We start from the raw sequence: 18,166 nt of genomic DNA, 5'->3' as shown, positions 1-18,166 counted from the left end.
ACCGCCGTCCCACACCTGCCCCGGCCGGGCGGCCACCGGCCGGGGCACACGGCTGGGTGTTCCAGCCCCGCCGGCGTTTGAGGCGCGGAGTCTGGGGCGGAGCCCCAGGACAGAAGGGACGTCATGCTCGACCACCTGATCAAGGGCGCCACCGTCGTGGACGGCACCGGCGCCCCCGCCCGCGTCGCAGACGTCGGCATCCGCGACGGCCGGATCGTCGCCATCGGCGACCCCGGCACGGTCACGGAAGAGGCCCGGACCACCGAGGACGCCACCGGCCTCGTCCTCACCCCCGGGTTCATCGACCCCCACACGCACTACGACGCCCAGCTCTTCTGGGACCCGTACGCCACCCCCTCCATGAACCACGGCGTCACCACCGTCGCCGGCGGCAACTGCGGCTTCACCCTGGCCCCGCTCCACCCGGAGCGCCCCGAGGACGCCGACTACACGCGCCGCATGATGAGCAAGGTCGAGGGCATGGCCCTCAAGGCCCTGGAGGAGGGCGTCGACTGGACCTGGTCCACCTTCGGCGAGTACCTCGACGCGCTCGACGGCCGGATCGCCGTCAACGCCGGCTTCATGGTCGGCCACTGCGCGCTCCGCCGCCACGTCATGGGCGAGGACGCCGTCGGCGGCCAGCCGACCCCCGAGCAGATGCAGGAGATGCTGGACCTCCTCCACGACGCCATGAACGCCGGGGCCTGGGGCCTGTCCACCACCCAGTCCTCCACCCACTCCGACGGCGCCGGCGCCCCCGTGGCCTCCCGGCACGCCAAGCCGGCCGAGCTCCTCGCCCTGTCGAAAGCCGTCGCCGAGCACGAGGGCACCCAGCTCGAAGCGATCGTCGCGGGCTGCCTCGACCAGTTCTCCGACGAGGAGATCGACCTCTTCGTGGAGATGAGCGCCGCCGCGGGACGCCCCCTGAACTGGAACGTCCTCACCATCGACGCCTCCGTCCCCGAGCGGGTCCCGCGCCAGCTGATCCCCAGCGAGCGGGCCCGCAAGGCCGGCGGCCGGATCGTGGCCCTCACCATGCCGATCCTCACCCCCATGAACATGTCCCTCGGCACGTTCTGCGCGCTCAACCTCATCCCCGGCTGGGGCGAGGTCCTCGGCCTGCCCGTCCCCGAGCGGATCGCCAAGCTCCGCGACCCGGACGTACGGGCCGAGATGCTGCGCCGCGCCGACAGCAAGGAGGCCGGCGTCTTCCGCCGCCTCGCCAACTTCGGGCGCTACGTCATCGGCGACACGTACAGCAAGGAGAACGAGGGCCTCTCCGGCCGGGTCGTCAACGACATCGCCGCCGAGCGCGGCCAGGACGCCTTCCAGTGCCTGGTCGAGATATGCGCCAACGACGACCTGCGCACCGTGCTGTGGCCCATGCCCACCGACAACGACCCGGCGACCTGGGCCCTGCGCGCCGAGACCTGGCAGCACGAGGACGTCATGCTCGGCGGCTCCGACGCGGGCGCGCACCTGGACCGCATGTGCGGGGCCCCGTACACGACCCGCTTCCTCGGGGACTGCCTGCGCGGCCGCAAGCTGGTGCCGCTGGAGCAGGCGGTGCGGATGCTCACCGACGACCCCGCCCAGCTGTTCGGGCTGCGCGAACGCGGCCGGATCACCGAGGGCTTCCACGCGGACCTGGTCCTCTTCGACCCGGAGCGCATCGAGGCGGGCCCCGCGACCCTGGTCCACGACCTGCCGGGGGACAGCCCGCGGCTGGACTCCCGGGCCATCGGCATCGTCTCGGTCCGGGTCAACGGCGTGGAGACCATACGCGACGACGAGGTGACGGGGGCCGTGCCGGGCATCGTGCTCCGGTCGGGCCGGGACACGAGGACGGTGAGCACCAAGTGACCGAGGCGCAGAAGCTCTACATCGGCGGCGAGTGGGTGGAGCCCGAGGGCGGCCATTACGAGGTGGTCAACCCGGCCGACGAGTCCGTGGTCGGCCTGGCCCCCGAGGCCTCGCGCGGGCAGGTCGCGGAGGCCGCCCGCGCCGCCGCCGAGGCCTTCGAGAGCTGGTCCCGTACGAAACCCGAGGAGCGGGCGGCGATCCTCGACCGGGCCGCGGACATCATGCAGCGGGAGTTCGAGCCGTGGGCGGCCCTTGCCCAGGCCGAGACGGGCGCCCCGACCGGGATCGCGCGCGGCATGCAGGTCGGCGTCGGCGTCACCCGCTTCCGGCGGTACGCGAAGGGCGCGCTGGAGCCGGTCGAGCGGGGCCTGCCGCCGCAGGTCACGGAAGCCGGCCCGATGGGGAAGGCGTCCATCCTGGGCGCGCTGGAGGTGCGCCAGCCGGTCGGCGTGGTCACCTGCATCACCTCGTACAACAACCCGTGGGCGAACCCGGCGGGCAAGGTGGCCCCGGCCCTGGCCATGGGCAACACGGTGGTGGTCAAGCCGGCCCCGCAGGACCCGCTGTCGGTGTTCAAGATGGCGGCGGCCCTGCACGAGGCCGGGGTCCCGGCGGGCGTGGTCAACGTGGTGAACGGGCAGTCGGTGGAGGTCGGCGAGGCCGCGGTCGATTCTCCGTACGTGGACATGGTGTCCTTCACCGGCTCCACGGGCGTCGGTCAGCGCATCGCGGAGGTCTGCGGCCGCACGATGAAGCGGCAGCTGATGGAGCTGGGCGGCAAGGGCGCGGCGATCGTCTTCGAGGACGCGGACCTGGACGCGGCGATGATGGGCATCGGCACGACCTTCTCCTTCTACTCCGGGCAGATCTGCACGGCCCCGACCCGGGTGATCGTCCACCGGGCGGTCTACCACCAGCTGATCGAGAAGCTCACCGGCTACCTGGCCTTCATGAAGGTCGGCGACCCGACCGTGCAGGGCACGGTGGTGGGCCCGGTGATCTCGGCGGCGCACCGCGACCGCGTGGAGTCGTACATCGAACTGGGGAAGAAGGAGGGCGCGCGCCTCGCGTACGGCGGGGAGCGCCCGGTGGTGGGGGAGGGCGCCTCCGCGGGCAAGGGCTTCTACGTGGCGCCGACCCTGCTCGTCGACTGCACGAACGACATGCGGGTGGTCCGCGAGGAGATCTTCGGCCCGGTCGTCGTGGTCGTCCCGTTCGACGGGGACGAGGAGGAGGCGGTCCGGCTGGCCAACGACAGCGACTTCGGCCTGCTGAGCTACGTGTGGTCCGGGGACTCGGCGCGCGCGTTCCGCGTGGCGCGGCGGCTGCGGGCGGGCGGGGTCGGCGTGAACACGATCGGGCGGAACATGGAGGCGCCGTTCGGAGGCTTCAAGCGCTCGGGCGTGGGCCGCGACGTGGGCTCGTACGCGCTGCACGCGTACAGCGAGATGCAGTCGATCGTCTGGACGGGCTGAGCGGACCGGGGCGGGGCAGTCCGGGGCGGGGCGGGCGACGGCCCGCCCCGTCCGGGCCTCAGTCGTTGAAGTAGTCCGTCAGGACGCAGCCCTTCACCAGCGCGGGTTCCTTGCGGAAGCCGCTGGGCGTGGTGAACTTCGGGTTGCAGTTCAGGAGGAGGAGCCCGCCCTGCTTGACCAGGCCGGTGGCGTCGCTGTCGCCGCCGGTGACCGCGAAGTCCTGGCCGATGATGAATCCGCCCCCCCTCAGGTCCTCGTTCGGGTTCCCGGGGAGCTGCGTGTCGAGCCAGGCCTTGTAGGCGGTCTGGAAGGCCTTGGCGTCCTTGAGCATGAGGATGCGGTTGCCCCGACCGCAGTCGCCGGTCTCCTTGACGGACCACTTCTCGTTGTACGAGGGCTTCGCATAGGACTCCGAGGGGTCCGGTTCGGGGCTCGGGCTCACCGAGCGCACCGACGGGCACCTCATGTACCCGCCGACGAAGCCGGCGGCCCCGGCCATCGTGCCCGCCTTGGGCAGCTTCTGGAACGCGGTCCCGTTCTTGGGGGCGCCCCCGTTGACCCCGCCGTTCTTCGAGGGGTTCGCCAGGGTGCCCTCGTCGGGGCCGCCGTCGCCCTCGCCGTTGGCGGCGACGGAATCCCCGCCGAGGCCGCCCAGGCCCTGACTGCCGCCGCCTCCGCAGGCGGTGGTGAGCGTGAGGAGCGCCGTTACGGCAGTGACAGTGGTGATCATCTTGATGCGCACGCCCGGGACTCTAAGGCGATGATCATGTTCACAGCAAACCACCCGAACGGTCGTGACCGCGGTCACACGGGAAAGTTTGAAACCACCCAAAAGGGGCATGGCTGCGGTTTCCGTATACCGGAACCTGGTCTCCGGCACCTGCCGATCCGTGGATGGATGCCTAGGTGAACCTTGTATTAAGTGCTCGTTAACTGTATTGATCTCGAGATTCAAAGGGATTCTGGCCGCCCCGGATCCGGACTTAAGTCCTCCAGATGTGGAAAGCGCACCATCTAACGTCCTGACTCATGACTCAGCTGGACGTTCGGCCCCAGGCCGGAGACACGGTAAGCGGCGTCGCCGAGGGCGACGTACGCGGCAAGGGCCTCGGCAAGGGGTCCGTGGGACTGATGGGCAGTGCCGTCATCGGCATCTCCACCGTCGCCCCCGTCTACTGCCTGACCTCGACCCTCGGCTCCACGGCCGGCGAGGTCGGCATGCAGATGCCCGCGATCTTCCTCGCCGGCTTCCTCCCGATGCTCCTCGTCGCCTTCGCGTACCGCGAGCTCAACAAGGCCATGCCGGACTGCGGCACCTCGTTCACCTGGACCGTCAAGGCCTTCGGCCCCCGGATCGGCTGGATGTGCGGCTGGGGCCTGGTGATCGCCACGATCATCGTGCTCTCCAACCTGGCCGGCGTCGCCACCTCCTACTTCTGGCTGCTGGCCGGCGAGATCACGGGCAACGAGTCGGTCGCCGCCCTGGACGACAACAAGCTCGTCCACATCGCCACCTGCCTCACCCTGATCGCCGTCGCGACCGCCATCAGCTACCGCGGCATGACCGCCACCAAGGGCGTCCAGTACGCACTGGTCGGCCTCCAGCTCGTCGTCCTCGCGATATTCGTCGCCATGGCCTTCCAGAAGGCCTCCGCCGGCACCTTCGACACCGGCCTGGACTTCTCCTGGTCCTGGATGAACCCCTTCGCGGTCGAGTCCATGGCGGCCTTCACCGCCGGCCTCTCCCTCTCGATCTTCATGTACTGGGGCTGGGACGCGTGCCTGGCCACCAACGAGGAGACCACCGGCTCCGCCAAGACCCCGGGCCGCGCCTCGCTCATCGCGATGGTCGTCCTGGTCGGCTCCTACCTGGCCACCGGCGTCGCCGCCCAGATGGCCGTCGGCTCCGGCGGCGAGGGCCTCGGCCTCGCCAACGAGGAGACCTCCGACAACGTCTTTGCGGCCCTCGCCGGCCCCGTGATGGGCCCCGCGCTCGGCATCCTGCTCTTCGTCGCCGTCCTTGCCTCGGCCGCGGCCTCCCTGCAGACCACCTTCATCCCGGTGGCCCGCACGGTCCTCGCGATGTCGACGTACGAGGCGCTGCCGCCCGCCTACGCCAAGGTCCACCCGAAGTTCAAGACCCCGGGCCGCGCCACCGTCGTCGCCGGCGTCGCGACCGGCGCGTTCTACACGATCATGACCCTGGTCAGCGAGAACGTCCTCACGGACACGATCTTCGCGCTCGGCCTGATGATCTGCTTCTACTACTCGCTGACGGCCTTCGCCTGCGCCTGGTACTTCCGCGGCGAGCTGCGCCGCTCCGCCCGCGACCTGTTCTTCAAGGGCGTCTTCCCGGTCCTGGGCGGTCTGCTGCTCTCGGCGGTCTTCTTCAAGACCCTCTACGACACCTACGACCCCGCCTACGGCTCCGGCTCCGCGGTCTTCGGTGTCGGCAGCGTCTTCGTCATCGGCGTCGGCCTGCTGGCCCTCGGCCTGGTCATCATGTTCGTCACCCAGCGCCGCAGCCCGGCCTTCTTCCGCGGCCAGGTCCTGACGAAGTCCACCCCGTCCCTAGTGGTCGAGGACTGACCCACCCCACCGAGCACCACCAGCAGAGTCACCCCCGCGGCCCCGGATCGATCCCCTCGATCCGGGGCCGCGGGCGTTGCCGCGGGGCCCGCTCGCCGGTGACCCGCGCCGCCCGGGGTCGTTGGGCAGGGCATGAATGCCATGAAGCGCACCCTCGCCGCCCTGGTCCTGTCCGGTGGCGCCGCCCTCGCACTCACCCCGATCGCCGCCCACGCCGACGGAATGCCCCAGGGAATGCCCCAGGGGGTCCCGCTCACCGAGCGCGTCGGCGACATCGTCGACCACCCGGGTCAGGCCGTCCAGGACACCAAGACCGCGGTCGCCATCACCACCCAGGCCGCCGGAACCGCCACCAAGGCCACCGACAGCTCCCTGGCGGGCGCCGGCGGGGCCCTGAACGCCGGACTGCCCAAGGCCCCGAAGGTCCGCTGAGGCCGTCTCAGCCGGTACGGGTGACCAGCACCAGCGGGATCTCGCGGGCCGTCGCCTCCCGGTAGCCGGCGTACGAGGGCATCGCGGCCACCACCACCGGCCACAGGCGCTCCGCCTCGGCCGGGGTGGCCCGGCGCGCGGTCGCCGGGAAGGTCTCGGCGCCGACCTGGAGGGTCACGGCCGGGTCGGCGGCCAGGTTCAGGTACCACGCGGGGTGGCGGTCGGCGCCCCGGTTCGACGCGGTGAGGACGTAGGCGTCCCCGTCGGCCACATAGGCCAGGGCCGTCCGCCGCAGCTGCCCCGAACGTCGGCCCCGCGTGGTCAGCAGCAGGTCCGAGATCCCCGGCCGCGGCTGCCCGGCGGTCTCCTCGAAGCGCCGGATGTGCTCGGCGACGAACGGGACGGGGCTGTCGGTCACGGCGTCCGGCGCGTTCATGCCGGCACCACCCCGGCGTGGACCGCGTGCAGGGTCGGGGCGGTCGCCTCGTCCACGACGGCCCGGGCGAAGCCGGCGTGCGTGATCCGGCTCGCGGCATCCGCCGGTGCGAAGGCGTGGCCGCCGGGGCCGCCATCCGCGTCGCCGTCGGCGTCGAAATCCCCCGCCGGGGACAGCACCGCCCAGTCCAGGGCCCCGGGCGCGGCCGCCCGCAGCGCCTCGGTCCCGGCGCCGTGGCCGACGTAGAACTCCCGCCACTCCTGCGGATACCCCGCCGTGTCCATCAGCGCGACCCCCGACTCCGTCGGCAGTACGGAGGCCAGCCCGACCCCGACCAGCCGCCCGACCCCGGCCTCCGGGAGCCCGGCCGCCAGCGCCCGCGCCACCGCCGGGAAGAACACCCCCGGCGCCGCCTGCATGTCGTACACCGAGACCACCGCCGCATCGTGCCCGGCCGCCAGCCGCGCCACGTCCGCCGCCGAGGTGACGTCCCCCTCGGCGCGGCCCGCCTCGGTGACGTGGTGCCCCCGCGCCCGCGCCTCCGCGACGACGGCCCGGCCGACCCGGCCACGGGCCCCGAACACGATGATCTTCTGAGCGCTCTGCTTCGTCATGCGGCGAGCGTAGGAAAGGGGCTGGTTACCGAACGGATACCGGCCTACCGTGTGGATCATGAACGAGCCGCTGGACCCGCTGGACCCGGAGATGTTCGACCCCGTCTGCCCCTCGCCCCTGGTCCCGTTCCGGATCGGCGACAAGTGGGCGACGCTGGTCCTGCGCTGCCTGGAAGGCGGCCCGCGCCGCTTCTCCGAGCTCAAGGTCCCGCTGCGCGGCATCACCTCCAAGTCCCTGACGCAGTCCCTGCGCGGGCTGCAGCGCGACGGCTTCGTCGTACGGGAGGAGTACGAAGGCCCCGAGCGCCGCGTCGAGTACGCGCTCACCCCGCTCGGCCGCGGCCTCCTCGGACCGCTGGACGCGGCCTGCGAGTGGACCCGGGAGCACTGGGACGAGCTGATCGACGCCCAGGAGGCGGGGCTTTCGGGTGAGGCCGCTCGTTGAGCAGGCCATGATCCTCTGGTTGCTCAACAACCTCAGCACTTTTGTCATCGCCGTGTTCCTCGTCGGCGGCCTCACCGGCCTCGCCGTCGCCGGCAGCCTGGCCGCGCGCCGCCGCTTCCCGCACCTCGCCGGCGGCGACCACAACGAGATGGTCGGCGTCGCGCTCGGCATGTTCGGCGCGATCTACGGCATCATCCTCGCGTTCGTCGTCGTCACGCTCTGGACGCAGCTCGAGAACACCCAGAACATCGTCGCCACCGAGGCCACGGACCTGGCGCTGGTCGTACGCAGCGCCGACGCCTTCCCCCCGGCCGACCGCGACCGGGTGAACCAGGCGGTCGGCGCGTACACGCACGCCGTCGTCGAGGTGCAGTGGCCGCTCATGCGCGAGGGCCGCCCCAGCTACGAGGCCACCGCAGTGCAGACGCGCGCCCTGTACGCGGCCCTCCAGGCGTACGAACCGAGCGGCCCCCGCGCCGAAACCTTCTACGCGGAGGCCGTCACCCGCCTCAACGACGTCGCCGCACAGCGCCGGGCACGCGTGTCGATGGCCGAGACCTCGCTGCCGGTCCTGCTGCAAGTACTGGTGTACGGGGGCGCGTTCGTGATCGTCCCGCTCACCTTCCTGTTCGGGCTGCGCAGCCTGAAGATGCAGCTGCTGTTCGTGTCGGCGGTGGCGGCGCTGATCGGCTTCAGCCTGCTGCTGGTCGTGGCCCTGGACCGCCCCTTCGCGGGGGACCTGAGCGTGCGCCCGGACCCGTATAAGGAGGCGGCCCTGTCCCAGTTCTGGGCGGCGGGCTAACCGGCCGCTAGCTCGCCCAGGTACGGGAACTCAGCACAAGCCGGTAGCCGTCGGGGTCCTCAATCGTCACGCCCCACTCGTCCCAGTACGGATTGTGCGAGGCCACCCGGGTCCCGCCGTGCTCGACGAGCCGCTCGACGAGTGCCTCGTCGGGCTCCTCGCCGAGGTAGACCACGAAGAGGTCGTCGACGGTGGGCGCGGGCACGATCGGTGCGTCGGCGTCATGCGTCAGCTCGAAGTGCCAGCCACCCCCGGCGGGCCCGACCATCAGCAGGTCGTGCTCGCCGGGCGCGCTCTTGGTGCTCCGCCACAGGACGTCCAGCCCGAGCCCGTCGACGTAGAACCGCTCGGCGGCCTTCAGACCGAGCGAGGGACGGGCGACGCGGACATGAGTAGTTGAGTTGATCATGTGGGCAGCGTACGGGTGGGGTTTGCCGCCGTTTGTGGACATCCCTTGAAGATCGGATCGTGGGATCCGAGACGGAGGTGTTCTGGTGGGTTTTGCCCGGTATTTGGAGGAGTTCAAGCGGGACGCAGTCGAGCTGGTGCGGTCCAGTGGACGGACCGTCAACTCGGTCGCAAAGGAGCTCGGGGTCAACTCCGAGTCGCTGCGGCAGTGGGTCCGGCGGGCCGAGTCCATGGCCCGTGGGGGCGGTGACGTGCTGACGCCGTCGGAGCGTGAGGAACTCAAGCGGCTGCGGAAGCAGGTCCGTGAACTGGAGCTGGAGAAGGAGATCCTTCGCAAGGCGGCCCAGTATTTTGCGAAGGAGATGGGTCGTTGACCAGCCGCTGGCGGTTCATCTCCGACCACCATTTGGAGTACGGCATCCAGCGGCTCTGCAGAATCCTCAAGGTCTCCCGCTCAGGCTTCTACCGCTGGCGGCTCGCGGAGCCGGCCCGGCAAGAACGGACCGTGCGGGAGGCCGAACTGACGGAGCGGATACGCGCCATTCACGGTGGGACGCGGGGGGCTTACGGAGTGCCCAGGATCACCCGTGAGCTCCGGGAATCAGGGCCGGTGGTGAACCACAAGCGGGTCGCACGCCTGATGCGGGCAGCCGGGATCACCGGTCGGCACCTGCGCAAGGGCAAGTAGGCCCGCGCAGACGCGAGGTTCAGGAGCTCCCCCGCCGCTGAGCCCGGCTCGTCCGGCGGGTCGCACGCGGGTTGCGGGTGCTGACGACCGGTCGCGCCGCCGCCCTCACGGCGGCCCGCGCCGCTGTCCGCTTCCGCAAGACCTCCCTGGCCTTGAAGGCCAGGACCGGCAAGGGCGGGCCGCACATGATGAGCAGCACGCCCCACAGGGGCACCCCGGTCGCGTTGACGGAGAGCACGATTCCGGCGACGGCCCCGTAGGTGAAGCAGAGGGTGAGGAGGTGGCCCCCGGTCACGTCCGCGTCCTCAGGCCGGGCGGCGCGGTGCAGGGCCAGGGCATCCCGCGTCATCTTCTGTGCGAGGTCGAGGCACAGGGCCGTGAGCCAGTACATCGCGAGCAGACCGGTGACGTGGTCCCGGACGGTGTCGGCTCCGGAAAAGGCTCCGACGCCGGCGACCGTGCCCGCCACGCTGGTGATGAACGCGACTATTCCGCCGAAGCCCGTGGTTACCGCGTACGCCCAGTGGACCGCGATGCGGTAGCGCCGTGACCCGTGGTTGAGGTCGTTCATGCTCATCTGCTCACACCCATCGCGGTAAATGGCCGATGGCCGCAGACCTGGGCTATCGGCCCTTCCGTGCCACTCGATATCTGGTCTGCCCTGATCCTGTCGCCCATGCGGAGTCTCTCAATGCGCCGTCGGTTGATTACCTGGATCTCGTAGTCCGCGCCCGGGAGGACCTCCTGGCCGAGGGACACCGGTTTCTCGGCCAGGTCGTCGATGTCCTCCGCCTCGAATGGCAGCTCGAAGAACCCTTCCGGCATCACCCACCGGACGTGTATCTCCTCATCGGGGCCGGCGGCCTGGAGCGAGGTCTCGGTCGTCCGGCCCCGGACGAGGGAGCCGGGACCTCGACCAACCGGTCCGTCGTGCTGGTGTTCGTGGTGCTCATGCGGACTACTTCTCCTGGGGGAGTTCTAGTTCCTCCGCGTCCGCGTAAAACTTCGCAGCGAAGGGATACGGGCCGTAGTAGGGGTAGAAGTCCGGCACGTCGGCGCCGTGCTGCCGTGCCATCTGGGCGAGGCGCCGGTACTCCTTCGCGCGGGCCCGGATTTTCTGGCGGGGCCGGTCGCCCCACTGACGGCGGGCGCGGCGGGCGATCACCAGCAGCCCTACGACGATGGAGAGCGCCCACACCGCGTAGTAGGCGCTCAGACCCACCCCGGGCTCCCAATACTGGGCGTAGCCGCCCCAGTAGCCGAAGAGCGCCACGGGCACGGGTATGGCGAAGAAGGCGGAGCCGCAGCCCGATTCGTACATCGTCGCCTCGTCCCAGTAGCGGAGGTGGAGCATCCTCAGGACTGCCGCGTCATCCAGGAAGTCGATCTGCAGGGCGCGCCCCGACTCCTCGGCCGCCTGTCGGACTCCAGGCGGGGCGGCGAGTACTCGGCTCGGGACCAGTTTCCTTGGGACGTAGTCCGTCTCGATGGGGCCCGCACGGCCCATGAATTCGTCGTCTTTGAGGTCGTCTTCATCGGCCATATGTGGGTCCTGGGTCCTTACTCGGTCGTGCGGGCGCGGTGCGGTTCGGTACTGGAGGGCTACGGCGGCCTCGGGGCCACCGAGGCTACGGGCCGCCGGGTTCAGGTGGCCAGTGCCGCGTGGGGTGCGGCGGAGGGACCGGGGAGGGGCTGGGCGTCGGGCCGGGCCGCGTGGGCTTGGGTCGAAGGAACCGAGGAACGAACACTGCCCGGCCAGCGGCAAGTTCGCGAAGAGACAGCTCCCTGTCCGGGTGATCGTTCCAGACCAGCCGCACGACCTATCAGACACCCCTAGCTACCAGGACGACGAGAGGCCGGTGATCTCGGCGCCCGCCCGGTGGGCGAGCCACTCGGCGCGGTCCTCGTGGCTGTCGGCGTGGAGGAACAGGGTGTGGCCGGGCGTGGGGTTCTCGGCGAGGTACACGTCGTGGTGGTGGAAGGCGATCACCACCGCCGCGTAGTTGTAGAGCGGGTGGTGGTGGCCGAGCTCGGGGATCGCCGGCCAGCCGAAGGACTCCCAGGTGAGCTGGATGTGCGGGCAGAACTCCAGGACCGCCCGGGCCGTGGCGACGGCGTTCTCGGGGGGTACGGCCAGGGCGAGGCTGTAGATGTCGTCGAAGGGCAGCGGGTGGTCGCCGGGCTCGGCGGCGTCGGCGCGTACGTGGGTGGTGACCTCGGCGTCCGGTACGGCGGCCAGGAGTCGTCGGAGCTGTTCGCGGCCCGGAACGCGTACGTACAGCTCGGTGGTGATGCCGTCTCCGTTCCCGTCCCCCTCGGCCACGGTCAGCAGCCGCTCGGCGAGCGTGACGAGCGCGTCGACGTTGGTCGTGGTCAGGAGCGGGTATGCCGTGGAGTTCCCCATGGGGGAAGTCTGCCGCAGCCGTTAGCCCGGCCCCCCGGCCCGGGTATTCGGCAGCTGGGGAGAGGGGGGCGTCATGCGCGCTGCGGTGAGGGTGTTGGGGCGGTGGGCGGCCGGGGTGGGGGCCGTGGTGTCGCTCGGGGTCGGCGGGTGGCTGGTGTGGCTGCTGCCGGGGCCGGCGCTGGCGGCCGTACTCGGCTTCGGGCCCGTGGACGGGGTCGTCGCGATCTCCGAGTGCCATGAGGGACAGGACTTGGACGGCGGGTCGACCGGCACCTGGTGCTCCGGCGCGTTCACCCCGCGCGGGGCGGGCGAGGCGTCGCGTCGCATGCTGCTCGTATCGGCGGCCGAGGAGTACAAGCCCGGCGCCGTGGTGGAGGTCCGGACCGCGGGCGGGCGGGCGTACGAGTTGTCGGGGATGGCCGTGTTTGATCTGGGCGTTCCCACCGGGCTGCTGATCGTGCCGTTCCTCGCCGTGTCGGGCTGGCTCGTCTCCTGCGCGCGCGGCGCCAGCCCCGGGGACGGGGAGGGCTACGTCTTCGCCGCCCTGTTCGGGCTGGTGGCCGTCCCCGCGCTGGGCTTGGTGGCCGCCATCCTCGTCGGGAGCGCCATTGCCGTCTTCTGAGCCGGCCGGTCACCCGCCTCGCACGGCCTGTGCTGATGGCAGACTCGGGCCCGTGCCCGAGGAGCCGGTGGATCCGGGAGACCCGCTGTTCCGGTATGCGGAGTTCTACCCCGAGGTCGTCCGCGCCGGATCCCTGCGGCGTGTGCTGCAGGCGGCAGCTGACCGGGCGGGGGGCGGGCTCGCGGTCGAGCTCCTGACACCGCCCGCTTGGCGGCACGTCGTCGCGCGGGCCCGGGCCGACAGCCGGGACGTGATCGTCGCGATGACCCTCGGCCGACGGAGTTTCGCCGTCGACTGCCGGGCCGAAGGGTCCAGCATGGCCCGAGGCGGCAGTGCAGACCTGGACGACGCCGCCGGCGCGCTGCGTTCCTGGCTGCTGCTCGGGCTCCCCGTGCCCGACCTCGTCGCGCAGTGGCCCTTCCTCGGAGCCTGGGATCCGGTGTCCGGGGCCGGGGCCGGGGCCGCGGCCGCGGCCGGGAGCGGATCCGGGGAGCCGGGCGACGCGGTGTCCGTCCGGTGGCGGCAGATGCGTGTGGCGGCCGCCGGACCGACGCACGCCGGGCTGTACGAGCTCGTCGAAGCCGCCTTCGCCGAACCGCGCCTCCGGGCCCTGTCGCCGCGCACCAGCCATGACTGGCTCCGCTTCAGCCGCCGTGCCACCGCACCTCTGTGCACCGACCTACCGATGGTCCGGCCGCTCGGGAACGGCCGCTATCACGTGCGGACGGAGGACGGCCGGCTGCGCGACACCACCGGCACGGCCGAAACCCTCGCTCTCCTCCTCGACAACCTGCCGCGAGACGCGAGGGACTGAGGGGGCGTCGGAATAGTGCTGTGACCAGTCGGGGTTATGCCCCGCTGAAATGCCTATCCGATTAGTGCGGTTCGTTGGAGGAGTAGACCATGACTCAGCAGCTCGCGGGGAAGACAGCCCTGGTCACCGGTGGTTCTCGGGGAATCGGAGCGGCGATCGTCCGTCACCTGGCGGCTGACGGTGCCGCCGTCGCCTTCACCTACAACTCCTCGAAGGAGAAGGCGGAGGCCCTCGCCGGTGAGCTCGGCCCGCGGGTCGTCGCGCTGCCGGCCGACAGCTCCGACGCCACCGCCGTGCAGGCAGCCGTGACGGCCACCGTCGAGACCTTCGGCTCTCTCGACATCCTCGTCAACAACGCCGGGGTCGGCCGGTTCGGGCCGCTGTCCGACCTGACCCTCGACGACTTCGACGAGACGTTCTCGGTCAATGTCCGGGCGATCTTCGCCGCCGTCAAGGCCGCCGAACCCCACTTCACCAAGGGCTCCCGGGTCATCAACATCGGCAGCGTCAATGGAGACATATCCCCCTTCCCGGGTCTTTCGGTCTACTCGGCCTCCAAGGCCGCCGTGTCCGGGCTCACCCGCGGCCTGGCCCGGGACCTCGGCCCGCGCGGCATCACCGTCAACAATGTCCTGCCCGGCCCCGTCGACACCGACATGAACCCCGCCAGCGGCGAATTCGCCGACGTCGTCACCCCCCGGACCGCCCTCGGCTCCTACGCGACTCCCGACGACATCGCCGCGGCCGTCGCGTTCCTCGCCTCGCCGGCCGCCCACTACGTCACCGGCAGCGACTGGACCGTCGACGGCGGCCTGACCGCCTGACCGCCCGACCGCCTGACCCGCCCGGAGCCGACCCCGCCCGACTCCGCCGACGCCCGGCCGCGTCCGCGGGGTCGGCTGTGTTGTCAGTCCCCGCCGATACCGTTCGGCCATTCACGATCTCGATGGGGAGGGTGGCTCGATGGGTGCCAGCGGATGGGACTACGTCACCGGCTACGACGGCGATGTGGCTGCGGCCTTGGCGGCTCTGCAGGCCAGGGTGTTCCAGGAGGAGTACGGCGACGGTGCCTGCTTCCGGAGCCTGGAAGACCTGTACGCGGACGAGGAGTTCATGGGTACGGAAGGCACCCACACGATCCTCGACATCGTCAGGGTCGTCGCCACCGATGACCCGCCGAACCGGTCCGTCATCGACGACTACGGGACCCTGCGCCCCCTGTCGCCCGAGCGCGTGGTCCACCACTTCGGGACGGAGCGCCCCACCGTCGAGCAGTACGAGCAGCTCCTCGCCGCCGCCCATGACGCCCGGAGCCATGAGGAGTACGAGCGGAGCCTGCTCGGCGAGTGCCAGATGCGGTGGACCGGCTGTTACGTCGTCCTCCACTCCGACGGCATACCGACTCACCTGGGAATCTTCGGCTTCTCCGGAGACTAGGGACGCCGAGGCCAATCCGGGTGCGCCGTGTGGATCGACTGGGGGTGAACAACAGTCGCATTTTTCATCAGTGGTTATCTGTGTTCATCAGCCTTTATCGTGATGGTGTGAAGCTTTCCGAGTGGGCGGCGCGCAACGGTGTGCACTACCAGACGGCGTGGGCCTGGGCGAAGGGGGGCCGTATGCCGGTCCCTGTCGTGCAGACGCCGTCCGGTATGTGGCTGGTCGAGGAGTCCACTCCCGAGATCGCTGGGCGGACGGTGGCGTACTGCCGTGTTTCGTCCGGCGACCAGAAGGCGGATCTTGACCGGCAGGTCTCCCGTGTCGTCCAGGGGGCCAACGGGCTGGGGCTGGCCGTTGCCGAGGTTGTGACCGAGGTCGGGTCGGGACTGAACGGGGAGCGGCGGAAGCTGCACCGTGTCCTGTCGGACCCGGCCGTTGCCGTCATCGTCGTGGAGCATCGCGACCGGCTGGCCCGTTTCGGTGTCGAGCATCTGGAAGCGGCATTGTCGGCTTCCGGCCGGCGCCTGGTGGTGCTCGATCCGCAGGAGACGACCAGCGACCTGGTCCGGGACATCACCGAAGTCCTCACCTCGATGTGTGCCCGACTCTATGGGCAGCGAGCGGCGAAGAACCGGGCCGCACGCGCTATCGCCGAGGCCACCGCTCCGCCGGCGGAGACGACCGGGTGAGCGGGGCGGAGCCTGCCAAGGGCGGGAAGAAAAAGCGCCGGGGGTTCGAGGCACGGACCGGCTTTCACGTCGTGGGCCACAGACTCGCCCTCGACCCGGGCGCGTCCGCCCTGAGGGCTCTGGCCTCGCATTGCGGGGCGGCGCGGGTCGCCTACAACTGGGCGGTGCGGCATGTGCTGGCGAGTTGGTCGCAGCGGGCAGCGGAGGAGACCTACGGCGTCCCCGAGGCAGAGCGTGTTCCGTGGCGGTCGTGGTCGTTGCCGTCGTTGCGGAAGGCGTTCAACGAGGCCAAAGGCACAGACCCGTTCCTGCGGGAGTGGTGGGCGCAGAACTCGAAGGAGGCCTACAACACCGGCCTCGCGAACGCTGCCGCCGCGTTCGACAACTACGCCAAGTCCCGGCGCGGCGAGCGCAAGGGCGCCCGGATGGGCAGGCCCCGTTTCAAGTCGAAGCGGAAAGCCCGCCTGGCGTGCAAGTTCACCACCGGCACCATCCGCCTCGATGACCGGCGGCATATCGTCCTTCCCCGCCTCGGCCGGATCCGCCTCCACGAGGACGTCCAGCCCCTCGTGGACGCGATCGCCGAAGGCGGGACGCGGATTCTGTCGGTGACGGTGCGGCTCGAGCGGGGCCGCTGGTTCGCGGTCCTGCAGACCGAGGAACGTCAAACCATCACCCCTGCCAGCCGGCCTGGCACGGCGGTTGGGATCGACCTCGGCGTGAAGGCTCTCCTCGTCATGGCGGACTCGGCCGGCGAGGTCCGGGAGGTCGCGAACCCCAAGCACTACGACCAGGCACTCACGCAGCTCCGGAAGGCCTCCCGGACCGTCTCCCGCCGACGCGGCCCTAACCGGCGCACCGGACAGGCCCCGTCCCGTCGCTGGGAGAAGGCCAACGCGTTCCGTAACCGGGTGCACCACCGGGTGGCGAACCTGCGGGAGAACCATCTCCACCAGGCCACCGCGCGCATCCCCGCCGAGTACGGCACCGTCGTGGTCGAGGACCTCAACGTGAAAGGCATGGTCCGCAACCGGCGTCTGTCCCGCCGTGTTTCCGACGCGGCGTTCGGGGAACTGCGGCGCCAGCTCACCTACAAGACCCAGCGCCACGGTGGACGTCTGATCGTTGCCGACCGCTGGATGCCCTCCTCGAAGACCTGCTCCCGCTGCGGTGTGGTGAAAGCCAAGCTGCCCCTCGGCGTGCGTGTCTTCGAGTGCGACGCCTGCGGACTCGTCCTGGACCGGGACGCGAACGCAGGCCACAACCTGGCCGCCCTCGCGGCGGCCAGCGGTAAGACGGGTACCGGAGTGGCCGGAGACCCGGGCCCCGCCCCGACGGCGGTGCCGAAGCCTCGTGGAGCCAAGCAGAAGACCCGCACCGCCCGAACCCGCAAGGGGACGGGCACGCGGGCGGCTGGCGCAACACCCCACCAGGGGACGGAAGCGAGAGATCGTCGGCAGGACACCAGGCGCGAGCAACTCGCGCTCTGGTGACACCGTCACGAACCTTCCGGGCGGAAACGCCCGGAAGGCTGAGAGTCGCTGAGACTCGAAGCAACGGAGACTGCCCCGATGAGCACGGACGATCGCGATATCCAGACCCCGCAGCTACGAGCCCTCCGCCACGTCGCCGAGCTGTCCTCCGGCCCCGCGCTGGACGCGGAGCTGCGGGTGACGCTCAACTTCCACCCGGACCGGCGCGTGCGCGGCCGCACCGTCCTGGAGGCCCTGGCCGAGGACGGCGTCTACCGCTCGCAGTTCGTCACCGGGACGAGCAACGGCGGGCTGACGGCCCACCCCGGCGGGGACCGGTGGCGGTGGGAGAGCCGGATCTTCGGCGGGGCCTACGACGACGCGCCCGCGCACGAGCGGCCCGTGTACGGGGCGTTGAACTTCCGGCGCAAGCCGTTCGGCGGCGCCCCCCGCTTCGGGTCCGCGCACGTCCGGCTGCGTCCCGATGCGCACGCGCGGACGACGTTCTGCTACCCGGACAGCTTCCTGGAACCGTCGGACTTCGGCGTCGCGGCCGCCGCCGCCCGGCTCGTCGCGCTCGCCGAGGCCGACGCGCAGGACGCCCTCGACGACTACGTCGAGGCGCAGGTCCACGGCCCGGTGATCTTCGACCGCGATGTGGAGGCGCTCGTACTCGACCCCTCCTACCGGGGTACGGAGGTGGAGCAGGCCGCCGCGCGGCTCGGCTGCCCGGTGGAGTGGCATCCCGGCTTCCGGCTCGCGGTGGCGGAGCTGCGGCGGCACCCCGACTACCGGGGCCGGGAGTTCGTCGAGCTGGGCGCCGAGATCGCCGTGGACGGGTGGCTGGACCCCCGGATCCTCGGTCAGGCCGGCCGGCGGGAAGGCCGCCACGACCCCCAGGCGCTCAAGCGGGTGTGGCACTACCTCGCCCGGTTCGGGGCGGCCGGCGCGTCCTGACGGCGCCTGACAGTCG

The 18,166-nt window shown here is 71.0% G+C and carries 22 protein-coding genes and 1 pseudogene; 15 read left to right on the top strand and 8 right to left on the bottom strand.

Annotated elements, in window-relative coordinates:
• Positions 1-108 precede the first annotated feature (108 nt).
• Positions 109-1,863: pseudogene (locus AB0O21_RS31405) on the top strand (D-aminoacylase); the annotation flags it as partial.
• Positions 1,860-3,338: an aldehyde dehydrogenase family protein gene (locus tag AB0O21_RS31400; RefSeq protein ID WP_365176392.1), complete on the top strand. Its 1,479-nt coding sequence runs from the start codon at positions 1,860-1,862 to the stop codon at positions 3,336-3,338. The pseudogene AB0O21_RS31405 and the gene AB0O21_RS31400, both read left to right, overlap by 4 nt.
• 58 nt (positions 3,339-3,396) lie before the next feature.
• Here the strand turns inward: AB0O21_RS31400 and AB0O21_RS31395 are convergent, their stop codons facing one another.
• Positions 3,397-4,080, bottom strand: coding sequence for a hypothetical protein (locus AB0O21_RS31395; protein ID WP_365176390.1), 684 nt, complete (start codon positions 4,078-4,080; stop codon positions 3,397-3,399).
• A 287-nt stretch (positions 4,081-4,367) separates the two neighbouring features.
• Here AB0O21_RS31395 and AB0O21_RS31390 point away from each other — a divergent pair, with 287 nt between their 5' ends.
• Both AB0O21_RS31390 and AB0O21_RS31385 read left to right on the top strand, forming a co-directional pair.
• Entirely contained in the window at positions 4,368-5,927 is a 1,560-nt protein-coding gene (locus tag AB0O21_RS31390; protein WP_365176388.1) for an APC family permease, read from the top strand.
• Positions 5,928-6,068: 141 nt separating this feature from the next.
• Entirely contained in the window at positions 6,069-6,359 is a 291-nt protein-coding gene (locus tag AB0O21_RS31385) for a hypothetical protein (protein ID WP_365176386.1), read from the top strand.
• A 7-nt stretch (positions 6,360-6,366) separates the two neighbouring features.
• On the opposite strand, the gene AB0O21_RS31380 is transcribed toward AB0O21_RS31385, so the two are convergent.
• Both AB0O21_RS31380 and AB0O21_RS31375 read right to left on the bottom strand, forming a co-directional pair.
• The gene (locus AB0O21_RS31380) at positions 6,367-6,795 is read right to left on the bottom strand and encodes a nitroreductase family deazaflavin-dependent oxidoreductase (RefSeq protein ID WP_365176384.1); all 429 of its coding nucleotides are present in this window, start codon (positions 6,793-6,795) and stop codon (positions 6,367-6,369) included.
• A complete protein-coding gene (locus AB0O21_RS31375) occupies positions 6,792-7,409 on the bottom strand; it encodes an NAD(P)H-binding protein (RefSeq protein WP_365176382.1) in 618 nt (205 codons plus the stop codon). Before AB0O21_RS31375 ends, AB0O21_RS31380 begins: the two co-directional genes overlap by 4 nt.
• Positions 7,410-7,467: 58 nt before the next feature.
• Between AB0O21_RS31375 and AB0O21_RS31370 the strand changes: the two genes are divergently transcribed.
• Entirely contained in the window at positions 7,468-7,854 is a 387-nt protein-coding gene (locus tag AB0O21_RS31370; protein ID WP_365176380.1) for a helix-turn-helix domain-containing protein, read from the top strand.
• Between the two features lie 7 nt (positions 7,855-7,861).
• Positions 7,862-8,656 carry a DUF4239 domain-containing protein gene (locus tag AB0O21_RS31365; RefSeq protein WP_365176378.1) on the top strand — a complete coding sequence of 265 codons (795 nt, stop codon included), beginning with the start codon at positions 7,862-7,864 and terminating at the stop codon, positions 8,654-8,656.
• A 7-nt stretch (positions 8,657-8,663) separates the two neighbouring features.
• Here the strand turns inward: AB0O21_RS31365 and AB0O21_RS31360 are convergent, their stop codons facing one another.
• On the bottom strand, positions 8,664-9,065 hold the full coding sequence (locus AB0O21_RS31360; RefSeq protein ID WP_365176376.1) for a VOC family protein: 402 nt from the start codon (positions 9,063-9,065) through the stop codon (positions 8,664-8,666).
• 85 nt (positions 9,066-9,150) lie between these two features.
• Here AB0O21_RS31360 and AB0O21_RS31355 point away from each other — a divergent pair, with 85 nt between their 5' ends.
• Together AB0O21_RS31355 and AB0O21_RS31350 are read left to right on the top strand one after the other, a co-directional pair.
• A complete protein-coding gene (locus tag AB0O21_RS31355; RefSeq protein ID WP_365176374.1) occupies positions 9,151-9,438 on the top strand; it encodes a transposase in 288 nt (95 codons plus the stop codon).
• Entirely contained in the window at positions 9,435-9,752 is a 318-nt protein-coding gene (locus AB0O21_RS31350; RefSeq protein ID WP_365176372.1) for an IS3 family transposase, read from the top strand. Before AB0O21_RS31355 ends, AB0O21_RS31350 begins: the two co-directional genes overlap by 4 nt.
• Before the next feature lie 19 nt (positions 9,753-9,771).
• Here AB0O21_RS31350 and AB0O21_RS31345 read toward each other — a convergent pair whose 3' ends face one another.
• From AB0O21_RS31345 to AB0O21_RS31330, 4 genes are all read right to left on the bottom strand, one after another.
• A complete protein-coding gene (locus AB0O21_RS31345; RefSeq protein ID WP_365176370.1) occupies positions 9,772-10,329 on the bottom strand; it encodes a hypothetical protein in 558 nt (185 codons plus the stop codon).
• Positions 10,326-10,577: a hypothetical protein gene (locus AB0O21_RS31340; protein WP_365176368.1), complete on the bottom strand. Its 252-nt coding sequence runs from the start codon at positions 10,575-10,577 to the stop codon at positions 10,326-10,328. The genes AB0O21_RS31345 and AB0O21_RS31340 overlap by 4 nt, the downstream gene beginning before the upstream one ends.
• A gap of 133 nt (positions 10,578-10,710) precedes the next feature.
• Complete coding sequence (locus AB0O21_RS31335) at positions 10,711-11,295, bottom strand: hypothetical protein (protein WP_365176366.1); 585 nt, start codon at positions 11,293-11,295, stop codon at positions 10,711-10,713.
• A gap of 294 nt (positions 11,296-11,589) precedes the next feature.
• On the bottom strand, positions 11,590-12,156 hold the full coding sequence (locus AB0O21_RS31330; RefSeq protein ID WP_365176364.1) for a hypothetical protein: 567 nt from the start codon (positions 12,154-12,156) through the stop codon (positions 11,590-11,592).
• 73 nt (positions 12,157-12,229) lie between these two features.
• On the opposite strand from AB0O21_RS31330, the gene AB0O21_RS31325 reads away from it, so the two are divergent.
• From AB0O21_RS31325 to AB0O21_RS31295, 7 genes are all read left to right on the top strand, one after another.
• The gene (locus tag AB0O21_RS31325) at positions 12,230-12,778 is read left to right on the top strand and encodes a hypothetical protein (protein WP_365176362.1); all 549 of its coding nucleotides are present in this window, start codon (positions 12,230-12,232) and stop codon (positions 12,776-12,778) included.
• Between the two features lie 52 nt (positions 12,779-12,830).
• On the top strand, positions 12,831-13,592 hold the full coding sequence (locus tag AB0O21_RS31320; RefSeq protein ID WP_365176360.1) for a DUF6193 family natural product biosynthesis protein: 762 nt from the start codon (positions 12,831-12,833) through the stop codon (positions 13,590-13,592).
• 89 nt (positions 13,593-13,681) lie between these two features.
• The gene (locus AB0O21_RS31315) at positions 13,682-14,416 is read left to right on the top strand and encodes a 3-oxoacyl-ACP reductase family protein (protein WP_365176358.1); all 735 of its coding nucleotides are present in this window, start codon (positions 13,682-13,684) and stop codon (positions 14,414-14,416) included.
• Between the two features lie 139 nt (positions 14,417-14,555).
• Positions 14,556-15,029, top strand: a complete 474-nt coding sequence (locus AB0O21_RS31310) for a hypothetical protein (RefSeq protein WP_365176356.1) — start codon at positions 14,556-14,558, stop codon at positions 15,027-15,029.
• Positions 15,030-15,136: 107 nt separating this feature from the next.
• Positions 15,137-15,721, top strand: coding sequence for an IS607 family transposase (locus tag AB0O21_RS31305; RefSeq protein WP_365176420.1), 585 nt, complete (start codon positions 15,137-15,139; stop codon positions 15,719-15,721).
• Positions 15,722-15,792: 71 nt separating this feature from the next.
• Positions 15,793-17,214, top strand: a complete 1,422-nt coding sequence (gene tnpB / locus AB0O21_RS31300) for an IS607 family element RNA-guided endonuclease TnpB (protein ID WP_365176354.1) — start codon at positions 15,793-15,795, stop codon at positions 17,212-17,214.
• A 78-nt stretch (positions 17,215-17,292) separates the two neighbouring features.
• The gene (locus AB0O21_RS31295) at positions 17,293-18,150 is read left to right on the top strand and encodes a DUF3626 domain-containing protein (RefSeq protein ID WP_365176352.1); all 858 of its coding nucleotides are present in this window, start codon (positions 17,293-17,295) and stop codon (positions 18,148-18,150) included.
• The last annotated feature ends 16 nt before the right edge of the window (positions 18,151-18,166 follow it).

Origin of the sequence: Streptomyces sp. NPDC091371 (genome assembly GCF_040684275.1) — a bacterium.
Taxonomy (GTDB): domain Bacteria; phylum Actinomycetota; class Actinomycetes; order Streptomycetales; family Streptomycetaceae; genus Streptomyces.
The sequence above is the reverse complement of the archived record's forward strand: the minus strand, read 5'-3'. Positions and strand labels throughout refer to the sequence as shown.